Source organism: Oceaniferula marina (assembly GCF_013391475.1).
In the GTDB taxonomy this organism is placed as follows: Bacteria; Verrucomicrobiota; Verrucomicrobiia; order Verrucomicrobiales; family Akkermansiaceae; genus Oceaniferula; species Oceaniferula marina.
In genome coordinates, this window is sequence record NZ_JACBAZ010000002.1 from 849,194 (window position 1) to 872,017 (window position 22,824).

Annotated in this window: 14 protein-coding genes; 9 read left to right on the forward strand and 5 right to left on the reverse strand. The window is 52.1% G+C overall.

Annotated features, from left to right (window positions below):
* Positions 1-23: 23 nt before the first annotated feature.
* Positions 24-1,766: a peptide ABC transporter substrate-binding protein gene (locus HW115_RS07835; protein ID WP_227021344.1), complete on the reverse strand. Its 1,743-nt coding sequence runs from the start codon at positions 1,764-1,766 to the stop codon at positions 24-26.
* Between HW115_RS07835 and HW115_RS07840 the strand changes: the two genes are divergently transcribed.
* The 7 genes from HW115_RS07840 (at position 1,765) to HW115_RS07870 (ending at position 12,855) form a co-directional block, all read left to right on the forward strand.
* The gene (locus tag HW115_RS07840) at positions 1,765-4,383 is read left to right on the forward strand and encodes an MFS transporter (protein WP_178932030.1); all 2,619 of its coding nucleotides are present in this window, start codon (positions 1,765-1,767) and stop codon (positions 4,381-4,383) included. The two genes, HW115_RS07835 and HW115_RS07840, sit on opposite strands and share 2 nt — an antisense overlap.
* A gap of 120 nt (positions 4,384-4,503) precedes the next feature.
* Positions 4,504-5,847 (forward strand): ABC transporter permease, encoded by a 1,344-nt coding sequence (locus tag HW115_RS07845; RefSeq protein ID WP_178932031.1) that lies wholly within the window; start codon positions 4,504-4,506, stop codon positions 5,845-5,847.
* Between the two features lie 5 nt (positions 5,848-5,852).
* Positions 5,853-7,457, forward strand: coding sequence for an ABC transporter permease subunit (locus HW115_RS07850; RefSeq protein ID WP_178932032.1), 1,605 nt, complete (start codon positions 5,853-5,855; stop codon positions 7,455-7,457).
* The gene (locus HW115_RS07855) at positions 7,457-9,607 is read left to right on the forward strand and encodes an ABC transporter substrate-binding protein (protein WP_178932033.1); all 2,151 of its coding nucleotides are present in this window, start codon (positions 7,457-7,459) and stop codon (positions 9,605-9,607) included. The genes HW115_RS07850 and HW115_RS07855 overlap by 1 nt, the downstream gene beginning before the upstream one ends.
* Positions 9,600-10,598 (forward strand): ABC transporter ATP-binding protein, encoded by a 999-nt coding sequence (locus tag HW115_RS07860; protein ID WP_178932034.1) that lies wholly within the window; start codon positions 9,600-9,602, stop codon positions 10,596-10,598. Before HW115_RS07855 ends, HW115_RS07860 begins: the two co-directional genes overlap by 8 nt.
* Entirely contained in the window at positions 10,595-11,614 is a 1,020-nt protein-coding gene (locus HW115_RS07865) for an ABC transporter ATP-binding protein (RefSeq protein ID WP_178932035.1), read from the forward strand. Before HW115_RS07860 ends, HW115_RS07865 begins: the two co-directional genes overlap by 4 nt.
* 110 nt (positions 11,615-11,724) lie before the next feature.
* Positions 11,725-12,855 carry a XylR family transcriptional regulator gene (locus tag HW115_RS07870; RefSeq protein WP_178932036.1) on the forward strand — a complete coding sequence of 377 codons (1,131 nt, stop codon included), beginning with the start codon at positions 11,725-11,727 and terminating at the stop codon, positions 12,853-12,855.
* Positions 12,856-12,863: 8 nt separating this feature from the next.
* On the opposite strand, the gene HW115_RS07875 is transcribed toward HW115_RS07870, so the two are convergent.
* Together HW115_RS07875 and HW115_RS07880 are read right to left on the reverse strand one after the other, a co-directional pair.
* The gene (locus HW115_RS07875) at positions 12,864-16,163 is read right to left on the reverse strand and encodes a hypothetical protein (RefSeq protein ID WP_178932037.1); all 3,300 of its coding nucleotides are present in this window, start codon (positions 16,161-16,163) and stop codon (positions 12,864-12,866) included.
* Between the two features lie 112 nt (positions 16,164-16,275).
* Complete coding sequence (locus HW115_RS07880) at positions 16,276-18,087, reverse strand: C1 family peptidase (protein ID WP_178932038.1); 1,812 nt, start codon at positions 18,085-18,087, stop codon at positions 16,276-16,278.
* Positions 18,088-18,385: 298 nt separating this feature from the next.
* Here HW115_RS07880 and dinB point away from each other — a divergent pair, with 298 nt between their 5' ends.
* Positions 18,386-19,423, forward strand: a complete 1,038-nt coding sequence (gene dinB, locus HW115_RS07885; RefSeq protein ID WP_178932039.1) for a DNA polymerase IV — start codon at positions 18,386-18,388, stop codon at positions 19,421-19,423.
* A gap of 49 nt (positions 19,424-19,472) precedes the next feature.
* On the forward strand, positions 19,473-20,117 hold the full coding sequence (locus HW115_RS07890; protein WP_178932040.1) for a hypothetical protein: 645 nt from the start codon (positions 19,473-19,475) through the stop codon (positions 20,115-20,117).
* A 140-nt stretch (positions 20,118-20,257) separates the two neighbouring features.
* Here HW115_RS07890 and HW115_RS07895 read toward each other — a convergent pair whose 3' ends face one another.
* Together HW115_RS07895 and HW115_RS07900 are read right to left on the reverse strand one after the other, a co-directional pair.
* Positions 20,258-21,400: a lactonase family protein gene (locus HW115_RS07895; protein WP_178932041.1), complete on the reverse strand. Its 1,143-nt coding sequence runs from the start codon at positions 21,398-21,400 to the stop codon at positions 20,258-20,260.
* 218 nt (positions 21,401-21,618) lie between these two features.
* Positions 21,619-22,665 (reverse strand): helix-turn-helix domain-containing protein, encoded by a 1,047-nt coding sequence (locus tag HW115_RS07900; RefSeq protein ID WP_178932042.1) that lies wholly within the window; start codon positions 22,663-22,665, stop codon positions 21,619-21,621.
* Between the last annotated feature and the right edge of the window lie 159 nt (positions 22,666-22,824).

Below are 22,824 nucleotides of genomic sequence, written 5' to 3' on the forward strand. Positions count from 1 at the left end.
GATTTGTGATTAGTGATTAGTGATTAGTGATTAGTGAGTTTGAGGAACTTGTATGGGTGGTTGTTGAGGATGAGGGGGTGCCAGCCTTGCACAGAGGGGTGGAGCAGATAGTTGGTCGTGAGGTGATAGACAGGGAGGATGGGGGCTTGTTCGAGTAGAATAGTTTCGGCTTGGGCCAGCGTGCGGTTTCGGTTCTCGGTGTTGGTGTCGCGTGCTGCGCGCGCGAGCAGGGACTCAAACTCGGGATGGTGCCAGCCGGTATGGTTGTCGCTGCTGGCTTGGGTCCAGATGTTGAGAAAGGTGCTGGGATCCGGGTAGTCGCCGACCCAGGAGCTCACGCAGAGGTCGTAGTTGCGTTTGCGACGCGAGACAAGGTAGGTTTTCCACTCTTGTTGTTGGATGCCGACTTGGATACCGAGATGTTTTTTCCACATATCCTGATAGGCTTCACTGAGGCGCTTGGCGAGGTCGCGATCAGCGGTCAGTAAGTTGAGTTTGGGAAAGCCTTTTCCGTTGGGGAAGCCCGCATCGGCGAGAAGTTGCCGTGCTTTTTGCGGGTCGAAGCGGATCACTTTGGGGCTTTGGTAGCTTCCAAAATCAGGGGTGAATCCATGGGCTGGTTGTTGTTTGCCCTTGGCGATGTTGTCGATGATGGCTTGTTGATCGATAGCGCAGGCCAGTGCCCGGCGGACACGCAGGTCGGCTAGGGCCGGGGTGTCCATGTTACAGCGGATGAAGGCGGTTCCGAGATAGGGTTCCTGGTGCAGGGCTTTGGGATGGTGCTGTGCTGAGTAGTCGATCATTTCCGGTGCCAGCCCGTAGGTTGCATGCAGTTGTTGGTCGTAGAACATCCGGGCTTCGGTGTAGGTGTTGGTGATCGGGAGGAAGCGGATGCCTTTGAGGGAAACCTGTTGCCGGTCCCAGTAGTGTGGGTTTTTTCGGACTTCGATGTAGTAATTGAATTTCCACTCGCTGAGCTGGAAGGGGCCGTTGGAGACGAGGTTTCCGGGGTCGGTCCAGCGGCTGTAGGGGGTGGTCATGTCGCCGTGGGCGAGGATGACGTGTTTGGGAACCGGAAACCAAGCGAAGTGTTTGGTGAGCTCTGGCAGGAAGGGGGTGGGGCTGTGAGTGGTGATTTCCAGGGTGTGGGAATCCAGCGCTTTGACGCCGACCTGGGAGAATCTTTTTTCTTCGCCTTTATTGAAGGCCTCGGCCCCTTGGATGAAGTAGAGCATGGATGCGGATTTGCCGGCGAATTCCGGGTGGAGTGACCGGTGGTAGGCAAAGAGAAAGTCATCGGTGGTCAGAGGGACGCCATCTGACCAGTGGCCGTCGGGTTGGAGTTGGAAGGTCCAGACGGTGGCATCGGCATTGGATGACCAGCTGGCTGCCGCTCCGGGGAGTGATTGGCCGTCGTGTTCCGGGTGTTCGAGGCAGAGGCCTTCGAAGAGGGCTCGCATAATGTTGTTTTCTGGGACTCCGGAGACAGTTTGGGGGTCGAGTCCTGCGGGCTCGGCACTGTTGGAGACGATCAGGATTTGGCGGCTGTTGGATTTTTCGATGCGGTTGCGTTGGTCGCAGGAGCTGCAGATCAGGGCGGTGGCACTGATCAGGCAGAGGGTGGCGAGTGATGACATGAGGTGCCGAAGCATCCCCGTGAGCGTGTCTGATTTGGCTGGAATGTGGAGTCTTTTTTTTCGTATTGGGACATGATGGGAAATTGAACCTTGTTTGCCGGCATGATTCATGTGGAATGGGTCGAGCATGAAACAACTTGTTGATCTGATCCGTCACACACGCCGATTTCGATACACCTTGACTCTGTTGTTGATTTTTGGGGCATTGTTTGCCGTAAGTCAGACTCGGAGTCAGGAATCCGGGGCCCCTGATCCGGCCGCTGAGGAGGTTGAGGTTCCCGAAAAGGGAATGGAAAAGGGAGTGGAAAAGGAGATTCCTGTCGAGCCTGAGCTTGCAGCCGAACCTGATAGCGCTGAAAAAAAACAGACCGAGGGGCGGGAGATTGAGCTTGAGAAGGTGGCGGAGACATTCCTTGGAGGGTTAAGTTCGCATCTTTCCAGCAAGCCGGTGCCAGAAGATACCGTTTTGCCGGATAGCATCATCGGGATGACCTGTAACGCCGAGCTGGATAAAGAGGGCGATGATGATCAGAAAGGGCTACGCCATCAGTTGGGTGATAAGGAAAAGGCCGGCCAGTATATTCACGATTTGCGCATGCGAGGGGTGGTTCCCGTCCAATCGATTCGCTGGATTCGTCCTCAGGCTGACAAGCCCATGAAGTCAGACAAGGATGCAAAGAAAAAGCCCGAGCCGAGTGCCGTGCTCTGGGGGATTATCACCGTGGATGACAAGCGTAACCCGAATGTGAAGAACTGGGAACCTCGTAGCCGAGCGGTGAAAATTTCGTTTCAAGAACGTGATGGTAAACGCCTGATCAGTGACATCGAGCGGCCCAAGGTGCGTGAACTTGGAGGTGTGAGCTTTGTTGAGCATTTTATACAACAATTAAAATCCGGCAAACAACAGGAAGCTTGGAATTCCGGAAGCAAGCTCATGCAAGCAGAGCGGGATGCGGAGGCGTTTCATGCGGATATGGTAAAGGGAGGTTTTCTCAAGGATGGGAAGATTGAATGGGGGGAGGAAACCGCAATCGAAGGTGGTTATAAATTAAACGGGGTGCTCAATGTTGAAGGAGGAGCTTCCTTGCCATTCTATGTGGCACTTCTGGAAACGGCGGACGGTCTCAAGGTGTTGGATTTTCAGTCAACGGATTCATTTTTCAGCCGAGTGATCGGTGGACGGGGCGACACCTTGGATATGGTATTAGCCGTTTTTGTTTTGGCCCTGCTGCTTGGCTTTCTGTATATCATCGTTTCCTATGTCAAAGGGCTCTGGGGATCACCTCGCGAGTTGTATATTTTGTTTTTCACCAAGCTTACCGAGTACAGCGCTTATGGTGCCGCGCAGTTGACCTTTATGTTCTACCTGCGTGAGGACCTGGGGCTTGGTGACCTTGGTGCCGGAACCTATTACAGTACTTGGTCGACCGTTGTGACGGCCGTTACCATGGTGGTGGGTGCCATTTGCGATACCATCGGGGTGAAAAAAACCCTGCTGATTGGTAGTGTCCTGCTTTTGATCAGCCGGGTGGTGATGCCATTCTCCGATAACCTTTGGGTGGTGACTCTGCTTGGTTTTATTCCCTTGGGGATTGGAGTCGCGATCACCGGGCCCGTGCTGTCGGTGGGTATCAAACGCTTCACCACGATCGAGGGGGCCGCTTTGGGCTTTGGTTTGTTTTACACGCTGATGAATGTCGGCTGGGCGGTCGGGGCGAAAATTTTCGATGTGGTGCGCATTCGTATGGGGGAAATGGGGAGTGTTGATTTCCTCGGCGACACCTTGTCGACCTGGCAGGTGTTGTTTGGCATTGGATTTTTCATCAACCTTCCCGACTTGCTGGCAATCCTGTGGATGCGCGACGGTGTGGAGATGACTGAGCACGGTGTGAAGTTTCCCGACAAGAAGGAGCGAGGATATGAGGCGGACGGTGCTGAGGGTTCGATGTGGCAACGGAGCGTATCTTCCTTGCGGAGCGGAGTGGTTGGTTCGGTTAAATTATTTGGCGACAATTTTGTCCAGCGGGCCTTCTGGGTGTTTATCTTGTTGATCGGGATCACGGTCTTTGCGCGCCTGACCTTCTTTCATTTCCACATTACCTGGCCGAGTTATGGTATCCGCTATTTCGGGCAGGGGTCTTTGGTGGGGAATGTGTTCGGGGTGTTGAACCCCTTGCTGATTGTGTTTCTTGTGCCGGTGGTTGCGTATTTGACCCGAAAGGTTCGTTCTTACTGGCTGCTTTTGGTCGGCACGATTGTTTCGGTGGCTTCGGTGGTTTTTGTGGTGCTTCCTCCCGAGGTGTTTGCCGGCTTGGCCGACACCTGGTTTGGGATAGTGGTGTATGAACGTTGGCTGGAGGTTCCGGTGGGTAACCGGGATCCCTATTATTTGTCGATGGTGCTTTTTGTCATTGTGTTTACGATTGGTGAGGCAATCTGGTCGCCGCGCCTGATGCAGTTCACCGCGGAGATTGCCCCTCCCGGGCGTGAGGGGTCGTATATTTCTCTCTCCTACCTTCCTTACTTCGGGGCGAAGTTTATTGTCGGGCCGATGGCAGGTATGCTGCTGACTGAGTATTCACCGGAATTCGGTGTCGATGGCATCTACGGCTACTACCCGGATCATCAGATGATTTGGTGGTGGGTCGGTGGAACGGCGGCGCTGACTCCGATTGGTCTCTTGGCATTTAAGAAGCTCTACCGCTTGGCTGAAGCCCGTGCTGAAGAGGCTGCTCAAAATGAGTAAACGGCAAAAGGAATTATTATTCTCATGAGGGGATCATTTTTCGTGGATTGGGTGCTTGCTATGTGAATTTTTGTGCCCTAGAACCCTCGTCATATTCCCACAGATGGTGGGGAAACCACCATGAAAGCGTACTTTATCAGGAGATTCCTATTGATTCCGATCACCTTGTTTGGAGTGACCTTGATTGTGTTTACCCTGACCCGTTTTATGCCGGGAAGCCCGATGGAGCGGGCGATGCAGCAGGCCAGTCAGGTGGATGAAAACTCGAAGGGCTCAAGCGGAGACAAGGAGCAAGGGGGGCTGAGCGATGAGCAACTCGAAGAATTGGAGGAGGAATACGGGTATGACAAACCAGTGGTGGTGGCGTATTTTCAGTGGTTAGGCCTGGCTCCGCGTGAGCGTCAGATCAGTAAGGCCGATTTTAAGGAAGGCGGAGAGGATACCATTGGCGCCGCCGTCATTGAAGACCCCGAGAATGAAACGCTGGTGGTGCTCAAGGGGTCGGGTCGTCAGGTTAAGGTGGACCGCAACGCCTTGGAGGATGCTTATTTTCTCGATAACGGCAAAAAGGTTTCCGAATCCGGCTGGAGTGTGCGGGTGGACAGCCCGAAGGATCGGGCAGAGCGCTGGGCGCGAAGAAACTTCAAGGATGTGGGATCGGCCCCGGAAAAAACCGCACGTGCGGTGGTGTTCAAAACCCGCTTTGCCGGGCTGGTGCAAGGGGATCTCGGGCGCTCTTCGACGTATCAGGACAAGGTGTCGGACATGATTTTAGCCCGCATTCCGATTGCGGTGTATTTCGGTCTTTTATCGACGATTATCATTTACGGTATTTGTATCCCGTTGGGGATCGTCAAGGCGATCAAGCACCGGACCTTCCTGGATAACGCGAGTTCGGTGATGATTTTTGTTGGCTACTCGATCCCTGGTTTTGCATTGGGGGCGCTACTTTTGGTGTATCTGGGTGCTCGGCTCGGATGGTTTCCCTTGTTTGGTCTGATGAGCCCCGGTGTTGAGGATTTGAGTTTTTTCGAGAAGGTCAAGGATCTGGCGCATCACACGGTTCTCCCCTTGAGTTGTTATATTATCGGGGGCTTTGCCTACACGACGATGATGATGAAAAACAACCTGATGGACAATCTGGCTGCGGACTACGTGCGCACGGCGGTGGCCAAGGGGGTGAGTTTCCGCTCGGCGGTATTCAAACATGCCTTCCGTAACTCGTTTATTCCGATTGCGACCAGCCTGGGTGGCCTGATTACGATGTTTGTCGGCGGGAGCATGCTCGTGGAACAGGTTTTTGATATTCAGGGGTTTGGCTTGTTGCAGTATCAGGCGATTACGAATCGGGATAATTACGTGATCATGGGAACCCTGACCATTTCAGCATTCCTGATGGTTCTGGGTAATATTTTGTCGGATTTCATTGTCGCGATGGTCGACCCTCGCATCAAATTTCACTAATCAGCATGTTTCGAAAAATCGGATGGATTTTTATAGTGGGCGCCTTGGCGTCGGCTGTCGGGGAGTTGTGTGGGCTTAAGTTGCCGACACTGCGCTGGGGGTTTGAAACCAGTAGGGAGATTGCCTGGTTGCATTGGAATCTGGGAACCATGGCGGATGCGCGAATCATTCCCTGGTTTGGCTGGGTGTGTGTGTTGCTGAGTGTGGTGATGGGACTAACTCTGCTGATTCGTTTTCCCCGTGATTTTCAATTCACACCGATCACACAGCGCCGGATTGATCGCTTTCGTTCGATCAAGCGAGGGTACCGGGCATTTCTCACCATCATTGTCCTTGGGGTGATTGCGTCCCTTGACCACTTGCTGGTTGGAAATGATGCCTTGTTGGTGAAGTATGATGGGAAGTGGCATAGTCCGGCCTTGGTCCAGAGCCAGTTCAAGGGCAAGGATTTTGGCTTGGAGGGGGAGGCCGGTGAGTCGCCGGCAAACTTCCGTCGATTGAAGCAGCATTTTGAGGCAAAGGGAGGGGACGACTGGGTGTTGATGCCTCTGGTGCCTTACGCTCCGACCCAAGACACGGTGACGGTCCCAACCATGGCATTGGAAGTGCGAGATGATGGCCTGCTGTATCATCCGAGCTCCAGTAAACCATACAATGGTCTCGCAGCCCGGATTTATGATTTGAATGAACCCGGCCGGATGCATCTACGGTTCCGCTACCGCAAGGGGCTCAAGGAGGGGGCTGCCGATGGTTGGGACCGGGAGAATAACCGAATTTACGGTGCCAATTACCGTCAGGGTGAGTTGCAGTCTGAGAGTTGGAGTGGTGAGGGCAGCAAGGAGGAGTTTTTGGATGCTGAGAGTTCGGAGTTGAGTATTATTTATTATGCTCCGTCGCCGCCAAGTTTCAAGATGGGTCATGTCTTGGGGACCACGCCCCAGGGGTATGATGTCTTGGCGTATCTTTACGGGGGGCTACAGGTGAACTTCAAAGCGGCCTTGTTTTATATCCCCTGTATCTATCTGATCGGGATTACCGTTGGGCTCTTGATGGGCTTTTTCGGTGGGGTCTTTGATTTGTTTGTTCAGCGGTTGATTGAGATTTTTTCCAACATTCAGTTTTTGTTTGTGATCATCATTGTGAGCTCCTCGGTTCCGGTGCAGATCAAAGAGAAATCGGGGCTGGGGGTGATCTTGCTGATTTTGATCTTATTCAGTTGGATGGGGATGACCTATCTGATGCGGACGGCGGCCTTGAAAGAGAAGCAGCGTGATTATGTGGCGGCGAGCCGAGTGATCGGGTGCTCGACTCCGCGCATTATTTTCAAACATATTTTACCCAATGCGGTGGCGATCCTGGTGACCTTGGTTCCCTTTTCGGTTTCGGGATTGATTATGGCGCTGACGTCGTTGGATTACCTGGGTTTTGGACTGCCGCCAAAGTATGCTACCTGGGGGATTTTGCTGAAGGATGGTTTGAGTACGCTTTCCGCTCCCTGGTTGGTGAGCTCGGCATTCCTTTGTTTGGTTTCCCTGTTGATCTTGATCACCTTTGTTGGTGAGGCGGTAAGGGAAGCCTTTGACCCCAAAAAATTCACCTATTACAAATAATGAGCAAGCGATGGAAATACCTTTGGCAAGCGGGTGCGGCCCTGATCAGCCTGTGTTTGTTGAGCTCCTGTGGCGAAGAGCAGGAAGAGGTGGAACGGACCTTTGGGTTTGATGAGTTTGTTCCGAAATACAACGCCTATATCAAGAATTGGCTGGCTGGCGAGCGGCACCGGGTGAAGAAGGAAATTGATTCCCTGAGTGAGGAGCAGGCTGGCGCCGATGAGCGGAAGCTGGCAGAACTGAAGGATTCACTTGCTGATGCCCGCCGTGAATTGGCCCGCATTGAGTATCGCCAATCGGTTGGTGATTATTTTGCCTTTAAAAAAGAAACGGACCTACCGGAGGGCTTGCAGTGGGAAGATGGCTCGGGACAACCTGAAATTGGAGACTCGCGTGCGCGCAAGGGGGGAAGTTTTCATTTTTACATTTCCGAATTCCCGGCAACGGTTCGTCAGTTTGGCAAGGAAGCGAACAACTCGTTTCGCTCGGAGATTTACGATAACCTGGAAGTGGCGTTGATCGGACTCCATCCGATTACCTCCAGGATCATTCCCGGCACGGCCAAGCGCTGGGCGGTGAGTGAGGACGGTCATACGGTTTATTATGAGCTGGACCCGGATGCCCGCTACAACGATGGCCACAAGATTCCGGTCAAAGATTACATGGTCTCGATTTACATTCGGGTGTCTGATTACGTTTCCGCCCCGTTTCAGAAACAATACTATCGTGAGCAGTTTGCCCAGGTCGCCAGTTATGGGGAAAAATATTTATCAGTGACCTTGCCCGAGCAAAAACCGTTGATGCCATACTATGGCGCGATGGCACCGGCCCCCTCACATTTTTTCAAAGATTATGGCCCCGACTTTGTGGATCGTTATCAGTGGAAGGTGGCTCCTCACACCGGAGCTTACTATGTTAAGGACAAGGATGTGGTGAAAGGGGTTTCGATCACCTTGACCCGTGACAAGGATTGGTGGGCAAAGGATAAACAATACTACCGTAATCGCTTTAACCCTGACAAAATGGTTTTCACTGTGATCCGGGATGAATCCAAAGCCTTTGAATTGTTTCGGGCCGGCCAGCTTGATGTGTTTGGTTTGACCCGCCCCAATTTCTGGTATGAAAAGTCGGAGATCGACCCCGTGTTTGATGGCTACATCGAACGGTATCAATTTTATAACCAATTTCCGCGTAGCCCGCGTGGAGCATACATGAATGTCGCCCGCCCGATTTTCCAAAACCTGGATTTACGCAAAGGGGTGGATTTTTCCCTGAACTGGCAGAAGTGTATTGATGTGATTTTCAGGGGAGATTATGCGCGCTTGCAGCAGTTCAGTGTGGGCTTTGGCGAAATCACCAACCCGAACGTGCGAGCCCGGCAGTTTTCAGTGATCCGCGCGCGTGAACATTTTGCCAAGGCCGGATATACTCAGGAGGGAAGCGATGGTATCTTGCGTAAACCCAGCGGCGAACGCCTGGCTGTAAATCTGAGTTATCCGAATGTCGCTTATTACCCGCGGCTCGTTGCCGTGCTCAAGGAAGAGGCAAAAAAGGCAGGGCTCGATATTCGTGCCGATGGTTTGGAATCGACGGTGTATTACAAGAAGGTGATGAAAAAAGAGCACGATATGTGCATCTGGGCCTGGGGGACCAACCCACCATTTCCTCGTTATTATCAGTCGTTTTTCTCAAAAAATGCCTTCGATTCGAATGGTGAACCAAAGCCGCAGACCAATAACATTAACTGCTACTCCAACCCTGTCATGGACAAATACTGTAAGGGTGTGCGTTACGCAAGAACGGTTGAGGAAGTGAAGGAGAACTCGTGGAAAGCCCAGCAATTGATCCATGACGAAGCCCTGTTTTCACCTGCGTGGGTGACGAACTTTGTCCGGGTTGGCTCCTGGCGTTGGTTGCGTTGGCCGGACACCGAGGACACCCCTTTCTGTGTTCCCATTGTTTACAGTCCTCTGGAAAGCTACTGTTATTGGATTGATGAGGAAATCAAACAGGAAACGCTCAAAGCAAAGCGGCTTGGGAAAACGTTCCCGGAAGTGCAAGTGGTGATCGATGATTTTAAGGATGGAATTCCTGTGACGCAGGAAAAATCAGAAGAAGCCCGTGAGGAAGGAGGAATGAGCAATGAGTGAGAATGTGTTGGAAGTAAAAGATCTGATCACGGCTTTCCGGATGGAGGACGGTGATTGGGTGCGAGCGGTGGATGGTGTTTCCTTCCGGGTTCCCAAAGGAAAGACCGTCGGGATTGTTGGTGAATCCGGCTGTGGTAAGAGTGTTACCTCAATGTCTATTGTCGGTTTGTTACCCAAGCCGATGGGGCATGTGTTAGGAGGTGAGGTGTTATTTAAAGGTGAAGATCTGACTCGGACGAGTGACAAGCGTATGCACCAGGTTCGAGGCGGCGAAATCGGTGTGATTTTCCAAGAGCCCATGACGGCTCTCAATCCGGTACACCGGATTGGTAAGCAGATTAGTGAGTCGTTGATCTTGCACCGTGGAATGAATAAGCGCGAAGCCTTGAAGGAATCGGTAGCTCTGTTGGAGAAGGTGGGGATTCCCGCTCCGGAAGAACGGGTGATGGAATACCCGCACCAACTATCGGGTGGAATGCGGCAGCGGGTTGTGATTGCCATCGCGCTGGCGTGTAAGCCGGATTTATTGATTGCGGATGAACCAACGACGGCTCTGGATGTTACGGTGCAGTCGCAGATTCTTGAGTTGATGGCTGACCTTCAGGCCGAGATGGGGATGTCTACGATTTTGATCACTCACGACTTGGGAGTGATTGCCGGTCACTGCGATGAAGTGGTTGTGATGTATGCCGGTCGGGTGGTGGAGCGAGCTCCCGTTCAGACTTTGTTTTCTTCTCCCCAACATGCCTACACACGAGGCTTGCTGCAGGCGATTCCCACCTTGGAGACGCCACGCAAGTCGAGGCTCAATACCATCGAAGGTCAGGTGGCAGCGATCAGTGATTTTGTCCCCGGGTGTCGGTTTTGCCAGCGCATGGAGCGCAGCGGTGACACGCTCAAAACCCGGGCTCCTTTTGTTGAAATATTTGAAGACCATTGGGTGGAAGCGTGCCCTGAATGTGTCGATGTCTCCAGCCTATCAGCGTCATGAGTGATCCGATATTAGAAATACAAGATTTGAAGATGCACTTTCCTGTCAAGGGGGGGGTGTTTTCGCGTCAGGTGGCTGCGGTGAAGGCTGTGGATGGCGTTTCGTTTCATGTCGGTCGCGGGGAAACCCTGGGACTGGTTGGAGAGTCGGGGTGTGGTAAATCGACTTTGGGAAAAAGTATTGTGCGTCTAACGATGCCGACCGCCGGGTCGATTCGTTTCCAAGGTCTGGACATCACACGGATGTCCCAGTCCCAGTTGCGTCCGATACGAAGGAACATGCAGATGGTGTTTCAGGACCCTGCGGAGTCGTTGAATTCGCGGATGTCGGTGGGGCAAATTATTGCCGAGCCCTTGGAGGTTCAGGGGATTGGAACCAAGGCAACGCGCAAGGATATGGTGGAAGGTTTGCTGGATCGCGTGGGGATGCCTAAGAGTGCAGCCCAGCGGTTTTCCTTTGAATTTTCCGGTGGTCAGCGTCAGCGGATCGGGATTGCCAGAGCCTTGGCCTTAAACCCTGAATTGATGGTTCTTGATGAACCTGTTTCAGCTCTGGACGTGTCGGTTCAGAGTCAGGTGCTCAATTTGCTGTTGGAGCTGCAGGAGGAAATGAACCTCGCTTACCTGTTTATCGCCCATGATCTGGCGGTGGTAAAACATATCTCGGATCGGGTGGCCGTCATGTACCTTGGAAAAATTGTTGAATTGGCAGATGCCGATGTGATTTATAAAGACCCGAAACATGCCTACACCAAGGCTTTGATTTCGGCGATTCCTGAACCTGATCCCGAGAAGGCAAATCAACGTGTGCACCTGGAGGGCGAGATCCCGTCACCGATTGACCCTCCTGCCGGTTCGGCCTTTGGACACCGAATCCAACACCCGCGCTATGAAGAAACCGTTGGTATGGATTTGTCATTGGTGGAAATCGATAAAGACCACTGGGTGGCTGCCGATCCATGCTGCTTGAGCGAAGAAGACTACGCCAAGGTCCAGAAGATGCGTGCAATGTCCTGATTCTCCCTGTGCTGGTCGTTTTTGAAAATCGATCCTTGTAAAATCAACGGTCTCCGTGATTTCGTTCTGGTAATATCTTCGTGTGATATTTAGGAATCAGGTCACTAGAGATGAAGCGCATTGCCATTCTTTCCGAAACTTCACTGGCGTCCGGGCGGCAGATCGTGATCGGGGTGTCCCGGTTTTTGGATGAACGCGGCAATTGGTCTGCGTTTCAGCACTCCGGCCCCCTTGGAGCCTTGACGCCGTCGGCAATCATGCAGTGGGAGGGTGATGGCATGATTGCACGGATTGCGAATAAGGAGTTGTTGGATATGATTCTTTCGAAGGGGGTTCCTACGGTGGACGTACTTGGAAATGTCGCAGAATCGCCCTTGCCATTGGTCAAGTGTGACGACCGGGCAATTGGTCGCACCGTGGCGCGACACTTTTTGGAAAGTGGTTACCGGAACTTTGGTTTTATCGGACTTGAGGACGAACGCTGGTCGATGGAGCGGCAGCAAGGGTTTAGTGAAGTGGTTGAAGCACAGGGGTACCCGGTGCGAATGTGTTTGATTAATCAGTCGGACCCCAAACCGGTGAATGACAATTTAGGTTGGGTGAAGGATTGGTTGGCGAGTCTTCGCACTCCCAGTGCTTTGATGGTTGCCAGTGATCAGTTTGCTCCGATTGTGTTTGAGGCCTGTCATCAACTGCAATTATCCATTCCCGAGCATATGAGTGTGGTTGGCGTGGATAATGATCAACCCTTTTGCAACCTATGTCGCCCGAGGTTGAGTAGCGTTGAACCTAACCACTCACGCGTCGGTTACCGGGCGGTAGAACTTCTCGAACGATTGATGCGGGGGGAATCGATGGAGAAACGTACCATTGAAGTTCGCCAGCATACATTGCACCAACGCTTGTCCAGTGGTTTTATGGTCGTTGATGATGAGGCGCTGGTGAAGGGGTTGAATTATATTCGTGAGCACGCAGCGATGGGGGTGGCTTTGGATGAAGTGGCCTCGGCTGCAGGTCTTTCCCGCAGTGTGTTACAGAGGCGTTTTCGTCAGCGGTTTAACCGGACCGTGGGCGAGGTGATCTTATCGGAGAAGCTACGCATTTCACGTGATTTGTTAGCTCATACCCAGCTCTCACTTGCTGAAGTAGCCGAGCGGTCCGGCTTTAATTGCCAGGAGTACATGACCTCTATTTTTCGTAAACATCTACAGACAACGCCGCGCAAGTTTCGTGGGAAGTAGTCTCGTATTCAGCCTTTGATAGAGGGGGCGATGATTTCGATAAGTTGGAAGATGCCAGTACCTCCGAGCGGGAGGAGGATGGCTTTGAACAAGGGATTGTTGATAATGCCGAGGGAGGTTCGCTCTTTGGATGTTTCGAGTATTTTTGAGGCTTTTTGCAGTGGCGCTTCCTTGCATTGATCGTTGAGCAGGGCGAGGGTGACCCTGTATCGTGCAATGCTTAGTATCGATGAGGATTTGTGTTGTAACATGATAGAAATCATCACCAGAATGACGATGGCAAAAGCGAGAACCAAGGTGAGTGATAGTGGCCAATCAAAATGATCAAAGATGGCGTTGCGGGATGTGATGAGAAGAAAAATGGCGATGAAGGGGTAGTAGACGGTCGGGCATGTTGCTCTGACCTGTGCCGTCGCTATCTGCGCAAGTTGGGATTCCCATACTCCTGGATCGTTATTGGCTTCGGCTGCGTAAGGGTGATGGTTGGATGTGAGCTTGGGTTGTGTCGATTTTTCAGATGTAATGTATGGGGAGTTGTATCCACGCAGCCACTGTTTGATATGTTGTAGAATACGGAGACTGAGGAGATGGGCATCCAGAACATAACACAAAAGAAACAACTGGCAGAGCCAGGACGAAATGCGCACCCATTCAAAACAGATGCGGCTGCCACTTCCCCTTGCGGGGTTGATTGGGCTATTCCAGTAGGTGGTCATAGCCATGTAGAACGCTGCCAGGATGAGGGTAAAGGCAAAGGACCGGAGAAGTCGTTGCGACTGGCTTCCCGTGATAAGGAATCTGTGCCAGAGGGTGGGAAGGTTATCTTCCTTTGCTGATTTACCGGAGCTGATCATAAAGGGAAACCAGACAAGGGCGCTCCTGAAAAGTATCTGCAGCTGGTGGAATCTCGGCCTTGCTTCAACTTTGTGATCAACGGGAGTCGGGTTTTCGAATAATGAGAGAAACTGCGATTCGCATCTGAGCTGCGCTGATTGGATGTCAAACCAGCTTTTCCATACACAGTATACGCAGAGGGTGCTGGTCATCGCCATAATCACGGCGCTGGGCCAGATGCTGATTCCGGCCCACAGGGCAAAGGGCTCTTCGCTCGCGTTGCCACTGAGTGAGTGAATGAAATAAAAGAGTGTGGTTAGGAGGACGAACGAGCCAAAGAGAGAAGCTAGCGCTGCTCGGGTCCAAATGTAGGACGTTTTTCCGGATAGTCTCGAAATCTCTATCTGAGGGTGGTTTTTGATCCCTCGTTTGCCTAGCGAAATAATGAGAATGCAGAAAAAAGCATACATGAAAATGAAAAAGGGAATGGCATGCTGGGCCTTCAGTTCTTTTTCTGCGCTGTTTTCTTCCCAACCTGGGAAGGCAACGAGCCCCGTATCATTGGGATCAGATGCGATGGGAGCACCTTCACCACTGACGTCATCGACTTGATACCACGAGAGTAACCGGGGGGCCTGCCTACCCAGTTCATAGACGCGAACAACATTTCTTTCAGCCGGTAGTGGCACTCTTCTTCGTTCTTCGCCATCAGGTGGCAGCTTGATGCGTTCGCCATGCCTGACCATGCTGAAATAATGAATGGCTTCCAAGGTCGCCAGATACGTTGCTGTTTGATAGGTATCTCGAAATGGGGGAATCGTATGCTGAAGGGCGTTTCGTAAACTCAGACCGTAGGGGCTGGCGACGATTAGGTTGTTCGTGTACTTGCGCTCCTTGGGTGAGAGCAGAGTTGCGTCCATGTCTGTAGTGAAGAACTGAGCATGGGTGAAAGGTTTACGAAGGGCTCTGAGCAAGAGAAGCTTATCGTAGACGTCGCTTCCTAACACTCCAATGGCCGCAAAGCGTTTCCCTTGGGCTGTTTCCAAGTCCCTGATGCGTGAAACCAGGCGCCGGACGTAGTCGTATTGGGAGTTTCCCCAAGGGATTTCTGACAGGTCGGTGTTTTTATCTGTTGTTCCACTATGCGAGTTGTGATTGGTCTGACCGTCCAGACCGTTGAGGTAAGTGATGGTTCGGATTTGTTGTTCGTGCTTGATGTCTACCTGGTTACGTTTGTCCTGGCCGAGTGTTTCTGACCATGCGGCCTGACGAAACGATTGGGGAAGGGATTTTCCATACAGGGTGTCGTATTCCGTGATGAGTAGCACCGGAGATTCCGGCGAGCTGGGATCGATTCCGCGGTTTTTGAGTTCAGCGACCAAGGCTGAGCAGATTGAAAAATCATCTCCGGATAGACGTTTGATCAGAAATGAGTCGGCAAAATTCAAATCGTAGCGATGTTTGCTAAGAGACGACCAATAGTTACGGATGCCGTTCCAGAGATTGGTTTTTTCAGTGGCCAGCCCTTGTCGCTGGATGGCTGCCATAAATGATTGCCGGATCTGTGGCGTGTTGTGGAATTCGTCATAAATCCTGCGTTGCACATAGCTTCTGGTTTGATTGGTCGACCGCGTTGGCATGGACGCATACATCGTTACGGCGGTTTTGAATGGCGGTTCATCTGGTTCTATTTGACGTTTGATATCGTGAAATGTGGCGTCACTCACGATGTTGTCGTATTGACCGGATGATGTGGGGCCGATAATGGCGAACTTTGGAGGTGGCGATGGTTTACTGCTTTCGTGCTTCGTGCACGATTCCGCTGCCAGTGTCATCTTATCAACAAAGGTCCTCAGTTGATGATAAGCCGATTCCTCTAAGTAGCCTTCGTTGACATAGAGGATCATCACGCTGTTAAATTTGCGAGACCTCCACTCCCAGACGGTATGGGTGGCATTAATGATTTCATAGGGGATGGCCCATCTTGTCTCGCTGGTGTCGTAATAGCTACAATGCAGTTGACTGCCTTGCTCCGGAATATAGCTCGCAGATTCCGAGATCGCTGCCAGTGCTGAGTAGCGTAACCTGCGTCTGCGCTCGGTGTTTTTGGCAGAAAATCCATCAGGCACCGTGATGATCAAGCCAAGGGTGGGGGTCATGGTCTGATTCCATTCAGCGATTGTTTGTTGAATGGAGGCAATGGGTTTGCCGTCAACCCTTGGCGCATCGTTTTCGTTATGCGAGGAAAAAAACGTATGTGCACGGTCGTTTTTATCGAGGAAGTGCTCCAGCGCTGTCAAGGGGTCTTCCCATGCACGGGCTGAGATGTGGGTATGATTGTTAGCGTGTAAGCCACGATCCGGGCGGGACGTATTCAATGGCTCGCTGGACGAGATGATCCCCCAACTGACCATGATGATGATCAGAAGATTGGGCAAAAGAAGGCCGCTAGAACTGTCGTTATGGTGAGCCATGGTGGTCCGGGGGGGTGGCCGGAGATCGAAACGATCTAAGGAGGGGGGATCAGGGTCACCGTTGTAAGCGGTGACTCCGGGTGATTTATTTTTCAGCAAATGGGGGCAATGTCTAAAAATCGAGATCGTCTGTTTTGAATGGCAACTTGACGCTGTGGCCGAGAATGGATTTCAGCACGTGGTTCATGGTGCGGGTATCGTTATCGAAACCACCGTGGGATCGGCTGCGTGTTGTGCTGCCGCTATTGCCATTGGAGTAGTGGATTTTGGGTAGTCCACCTGAGGACTTGATCTCCTTGACGAAATTCTCCATGCCGACGATGGGAGTCTCCCTGCCGTCGTGTTCGAAGGAATTGCTAACCAGATAAAGCAGCGATTTTCGATAGATGCCTGCAACATGGTCGTCCTCCTCGAGATGGTTTCGTAGTAGATAGAGCTCAAGGCTGTTGAGTTTAAGTTTTCGTTTCTTTTGATAGATCGGTAGGTAGTGGGAGTGGAAGAGTTTGAGCGATGCCGCTGGGGCCAGTAATGAGCAGGTGGCGATTTCGATGTTTTTATTCTGCAGTGCCCGCAGAAGGTGGGCGATGACGATGGCTCCCGTGCTGTGACCGCAAAGGTGAATTTTTTTCTTTTTGCCGGGAGATGCTTTTCCGAGGTGTTTGATGAAGCGGTTCAGGCTGTCCAGTCCATCGCCTTTGGAGGTGAAGGCAGATTGGGCACCTTGCTTCATTTCATCCCAGACCATGGTTCCCGGGCGGCGTAGTAGTCCTTCCAGAAAGCGGTCGGTCCAGTCTGAGAAACCTCCGACCCGTTCTGTGGAGGTTTTGCCTTTGCGTAGGATGAGGTCCTTGATTTCTTCCATCAGTCCGGTGTCATACATGATGTGGAATGGATAGACGCGGTTGCGTTTGAATCCATCCTTCATCGCACGGATACGTCGCGCAGAAGCTTTGGGTGAGTTGAGTCCGCCGTGGAAATAAAAGAGCACATGATCATAATCACTGCTGTTAGCTACGTGTTGGGCGGTTTGCTCGACATCGGCGGCATTGCTCCAATAACGTCCTTTGTCGTGGTACTGGCCATCATCGATATGAACAAAATGTCCAGCGATTTCGGCACGGTTGACTGTTTTAGTTAATGTGGAAGCGGGAGCGTTGGTTTCTTGGTATCCTTTATATGCATGGGCTTCCAGGCCAAAGATTTGAGGGGTAGGAAGGGCCAGGCTGACCACCCATGCATCCATGAGGGTGTCAATCCAGTCCTCGTATAACCAGAGGGCCGTACCTTGATCCCCCCATTGTTTTCCCCATGAGTTTTGAATGATAAATCCACGATCATTGTATCCAACAATGGCAAAGGCATGCCCGCCGCTTATGATGGGGTTTCGTTCAATCACTCCGTTCTTTGGCGATTGCCAGCCACGGTGAACCCGGGCGGAAACGGCGATGATGCCAGATTCGTTGATTGCGCTGTGGAAGTGTGCAATGTCAGGTTTGAGACGGTAGTAGGCACCGATGGTGTTGTGGCGGGCATTTTTAGCCGCATCAATGCTCAGGTAGTCGATACCTCCGTTTACGAGGTATGGCCAATGGTCTTCACTGCACACGCCCATGTTTTTCCAACCTTTGATGGCACCTCGCAAACTGGAGCCGTCGTAGTCTTCACCCGGCCATTCATCATTTTTTTTCGCCATTTCGTAAACCATCCTCGCACTGACCCGCAGATCGGATTTGCGTTTTTGGTTCAGGAAGTCGATGACGGCTGTGAGAGCGAAGCCGGTGCAGGCTCCTTCTTTTCCCTGGTTTCGAATGTGGAGATTCTCCGGTGTTGTTATTTCTCCGGACAGTTGTTTGAGTGAAGGTTGATAGATGAGGTCGCGTGTGTCAGGGACATCGGCTGTAGCATGGGTAATATAGGTTTTCATGATTGTGGAGGTTAGATCTAATCGATTATTGATAGGTAGTGTGTTAGGGTGTGTTGCGTCAATTGTTTTCGGTAAACAATGTTTCATTGACCGTTTGAAACTAGCTGAGAGTTGGGCTTTTCATGTGAAAGAAGGCGAGTGTTTCGGTCTTGCTGATTATGGCTGAGCGCGAAAGAAATGCAGATGCGGGTCCCCTCAACCTGTCATAGAGGAGGATCGGTCTAGGGGCACTCTTGCCAAAAGGTGGCCATCAAATCGGCTTTACGCTCGTGCGAGGCTGTTGCATGTTTTTCTGCGGATGGAGAAGTGCATTCACATCGATATGGATTGTTTTTACGCTGCGATTGAGGAGCGTGAAGATCCGTCGTTGCGTGGTAAGCCAGTTGCCGTAGGGGGCGGTAGCCCCCGTGGAGTGATTTGCACGGCGAACTATGAGGCCCGGAAGTTTGGGTGCCGCTCGGCGATGCCTGGGTTTAAAGCTCTGAAGCTCTGCCCACAGCTGGTTATTTTGCCGGTTCGTTTTGAACTCTACCAATCGGAATCGGCGAGGATACGGGCGATCTTTGGCCGGTTTACTGAGTTGATTGAACCTCTGTCATTGGATGAAGCGTATTTGGATGTCAGCCACTGGAAGAGTAGGGGCTCGGCGATTGCAAAAGAAATCAGGGCTCAAATCTTTGAAGAGACCGGATTGACGGCCTCGGCCGGGATTGCACCCAATAAGATGCTCGCAAAGATCGCGAGTGACTGGAATAAACCGAACGGCCAGTATGAGATTCAAGTAAATCAGATTGATGAGTTTATGCAGAGCTTACCCGTGGCCAAGCTATGGGGGGTAGGGAAGCGCATGCAGGAAAAGCTTCACGCTCTCGGTGTGGAAAGTTGTGGTGATTTACAGGGTTTGGACAAAATTGAGATGTCTCGTCGGTTTGGCAGGTGGGGCTTGGAATTGTATGATCTTTGTCGCGGTAGGGATGAGAGGGAGGTCAAACCGAGACGCACTCGGAAGTCGATCAGTAAAGAGCACACCTTTCCTGAAGATGTCAATCGGGTGGATGACTTGCTTCCGTGGATGAAACAAATGATGGAAGAAATTCGGCAAAGTTTGCAGAGACGCTACCGAAATCGTAAGATTCGGGCTCTGGTGGTCAAATTGAAGTTTTCAGATTTTTCACGCACGACCGCGGAGCGAGCGAACCCGGACCTTGATGAGGGAGTCTTGACTGCTCTCTTGGCCGATGCGTGGGCCAGAGGCAAAGGAAAGTCAGTCCGCTTGTTTGGCGTGGGCGTCCGCTTGGTGGATGAAAAAGAGGATTCCCAGTTGGAGATGTTTTAGTTCTGTTGGGATCTCGACAGCTACCCTCTATGAGGGTATAGGTTTCATTATGTTTAGCTTGATAGCCAGGGCGGTGTTGTTTGTGTTGGCTTTGTTGCCGCCGCTGATGGCTCAGAGCCATGGTGCTGGATCCGGTAAAGATCAGCTTGTTAAGGGAAAGTCGGAACTGCCCGTTGTGGCGGTATTGCCATTTGCAGGTTTTGATTCTGAGTTGACGAAGCTCGTCGTCAAGCAGATCAAAAGCGACTACGCTGTTGTGGTGAAGGTTCTGGCTGTGAAGCCATTGCCTCAAGCTGCTTACTATCCACCGCGGTCGCGCTATCGCGCAGAAAAGTTGTTGGCGTATCTGGAGGGTGTGGCTGGATTTCAGTATGACAAGATCATTGGTTTGACCCATAAGGATATTTCAACAAGTAAGGGGGAGCATCAGGACTGGGGGATTTTGGGGCTCGGTCGTATGGGGGGAAGCCCTTGTGTGGTATCGACGTATCGCTTGCGGGCCAGAGGCGCTGATGAGGCGCGCTTTCGCGAGCGTTTGGTTCGAGTGGCAACGCATGAGATCGGGCACACCTTTGGTTTGCCGCATTGCCCTGAACCTGAATGCAATATGCGGGATGCGATGGGATCTATTTTATCTGTGGACCAAGGTGACGGTAGGTTGTGTGTGAAATGCAAAGCTGCTGTTTCCCGGTAATTTTTCCGCTGTGTTGGCGGATGTGGTAAGACAGATTTTAACCTGTCGGCCGGTCGGGGAATGAGTTGTGCATGTTAGGTTCTTTGCCAAGTTTGTCGACAGATTGAAAATCCGTCCTACTTTGAATGAGTTCGGCCTATTCAAGGTTGGAATGAGATGCACATCGGGGTGGGGAGCGGGATGCGTTGGTGCGCTTCCTTGAGTGTGCCTTTGCCTTGATCGATTTTCATGATCGATACTTCATTGCCTCGTTGTCCGGCTACGAGAAGGAACGTTCCTGAGGGGGCGAGCTGGATGTGGCGTGGGAACCAAACGCCCGGGTGGATGGTCTGAATACGTTTGAGTAGGCCGTCTTTTTGGACTTCGAACACGCTGATGGCATCGCGTTGTTGTTGGCTGAGGTCACGTGTCGCACAATAGAGGAAGCGGCCGTCTGGAGAAATCTGGATTTCCGAGGATGTCATGTCTGTGTTGTCGGTCCCATCGGCAAACATGCTCAGCGACTGACGTGCTTCTAGTTTTCCGGTGGCCTTGATTCTTTTAAAAACCGAAACCGAGGTGTTGAGTTCATTGAGGACATAGAGCATGTTTCCATTTTTGCCGAACTTCATATGGCGTGGTCCGGACCCGGACGGAAGTTTGGTATCGGCAATGCGCTTGAGGGTTCCCGCTTTCGGTGTCATTTCATAGTGGATTACCTGATCGATCCCGAGGTCAGCGGCGTAGGCGTAACGGTTCTCTGGCCCCGGGTAGATCGAGTGCGCATGGGCACGGGTCTGGCGTTTCGGATGACTGCCTGAGCCTTTGTGCTGATGAATGGAGGTCAAGCGGCCGAGTTGGCCGTCGCTCTGCATTTGAAAGGAAACGACTCGCCCTCCACCGTAGTCTGCACCCATGAGCATGTTACCCGAGGTATCGGTGCTGATGTGGCAGAGTCCACGACCCATGGTGGATTGGCGGTTGAGTTCAGTGAGTGAGCCGTCGGCTTGGGGGGCGAATGCGATCACTCCTCCAGATTGGCCCTGCTTTTTTTTTGCCGGATCGAGTGTGGCCGTTGCATAGAGGCGGTTTTGCCGAGGGTGCCACGCTAGAAATCCGGCACCCGTGAGTTTGCTTCTCAGGATCGGAGGTGTGAGGGTTCCTTCGCTTTGATTGAGTTCGCAGCTGTAGATCCCGTCCTGGCCGCTGGCGATGTAGACCCGGGTTGTGGTTTCCTGAGCCAGTGTGAGCTGGGCACTGAGAAGCAGAGTGCTGCAGATGAAATAGTGGAGGCGTTTGAGCATGGCCTGAGAGTCTAGTCAGGCACTTGTTGAGAGCAAGGTCGAAGATGGGCTCGTTGAAGTCACACGCACGCATTGTGTCAGCGCCCTACGGATAGGGTGCGGATAGGATGCGGATAGGATGCGCATAGGATGTTGGTATCGGGTGAATCCCCCGGTTTTTTGGTTTGCAGAGGATTGGTATTTGTTGGGCTTGTGACGGAGCGTGTCTCTGGCGAGGGCTAGTCTGCGAGTGAACGCACCCAGGACTCGTATCCGCGGTCGGGAGCATCGTTGCCCGCTTGGCTTTCGGCGCTTGCCTGATGGTTATTGAGGGCTCCGAGGGCCCGTGCATCCTTGGGAAGCATGCCAAAGGTTTTTTTGAAGTTTCGGGTGAAGGTTCCCGCATCATTGTAGCCCCACTTAAAACCGAGTTCAGTAATGCTGAGGTGGCTTTGCCGTGGGCTTTGCAGTTCTTTCCAGCAACGTTTGAGGCGTTGGTGACGGATGTATTGCATGATCCCTTCAAGAGGATCGGTGATCCGGTAGAGGTGGGCTCTGGAGAGGCCGAAGGCTTTGGCGATGTTGTCCGGAGTGAGGTTGGGGTCGGCCAGGTGTTGGCGGATGTATTTTTTGATTTCCTGCAGCTGGGTGGCGGCAACGATCTCAGCTGAGCGATGCATGTTTTCCGCTGATGCCTGAAAGGCGGTGCTTGTCATGTTCAGGAGTGAACGTTGCAAGCCCGGGCTGGCCTCGATGGTGATGGTCGGTCCAAATTCATAGAGTGAGAGAATGTGGCTACGCAGCAGATTGGTCATCGGGTTGCTTCGTGGCAGGTGTTGTCCATGCCAGTTTGTCGCGGAGGGAACGTATTCATCGATGAGTTCCCTCGGGAAAAGCACGGACAGATTATCAAAGCTGGTATTAAAATTGTTGGTTGGCTTGCTAAGATCGTAGACGGCGATATCGCCGGCTTGAAGCTGGGTAATGCTTCTTCCCGCACAGAACTCGACTTCGCCTTTGATGAAGAGCTGCAGCATGATCATGTCGATGCCGTCGCTGCGGGTGTCTTTGGCTTTTCTTCGGTAGTAGGCTGCTTCTGAGCGAGTCCGGGCGAGCATGACCTGATCCAGCATAAAGGCGTCAAGATGTGCGTCAAAGGGGCGCTTGAGATCCTGCTTTTGTTGTTCGATATCAAAGAGCACGGAGATGGAGTCCCGCCAGACATCGAATCGATGCTCTTCGGGGACCATATCCGTTGAAAATTGAGTATGAGGGATCAACTCCATAAGCTTGGATGATCCTCAATGGTTGGGCTTGTGGCAAGGGGGAAGGCCACTCAAATTATAAAAAATGCATAGAAATGAGACGAATTGACGGTTTTTTGAGATATTTTGCCGAGAAAATATGCGTATGAGTCAGTATAATATGCGCAGATGTTGCCCCCG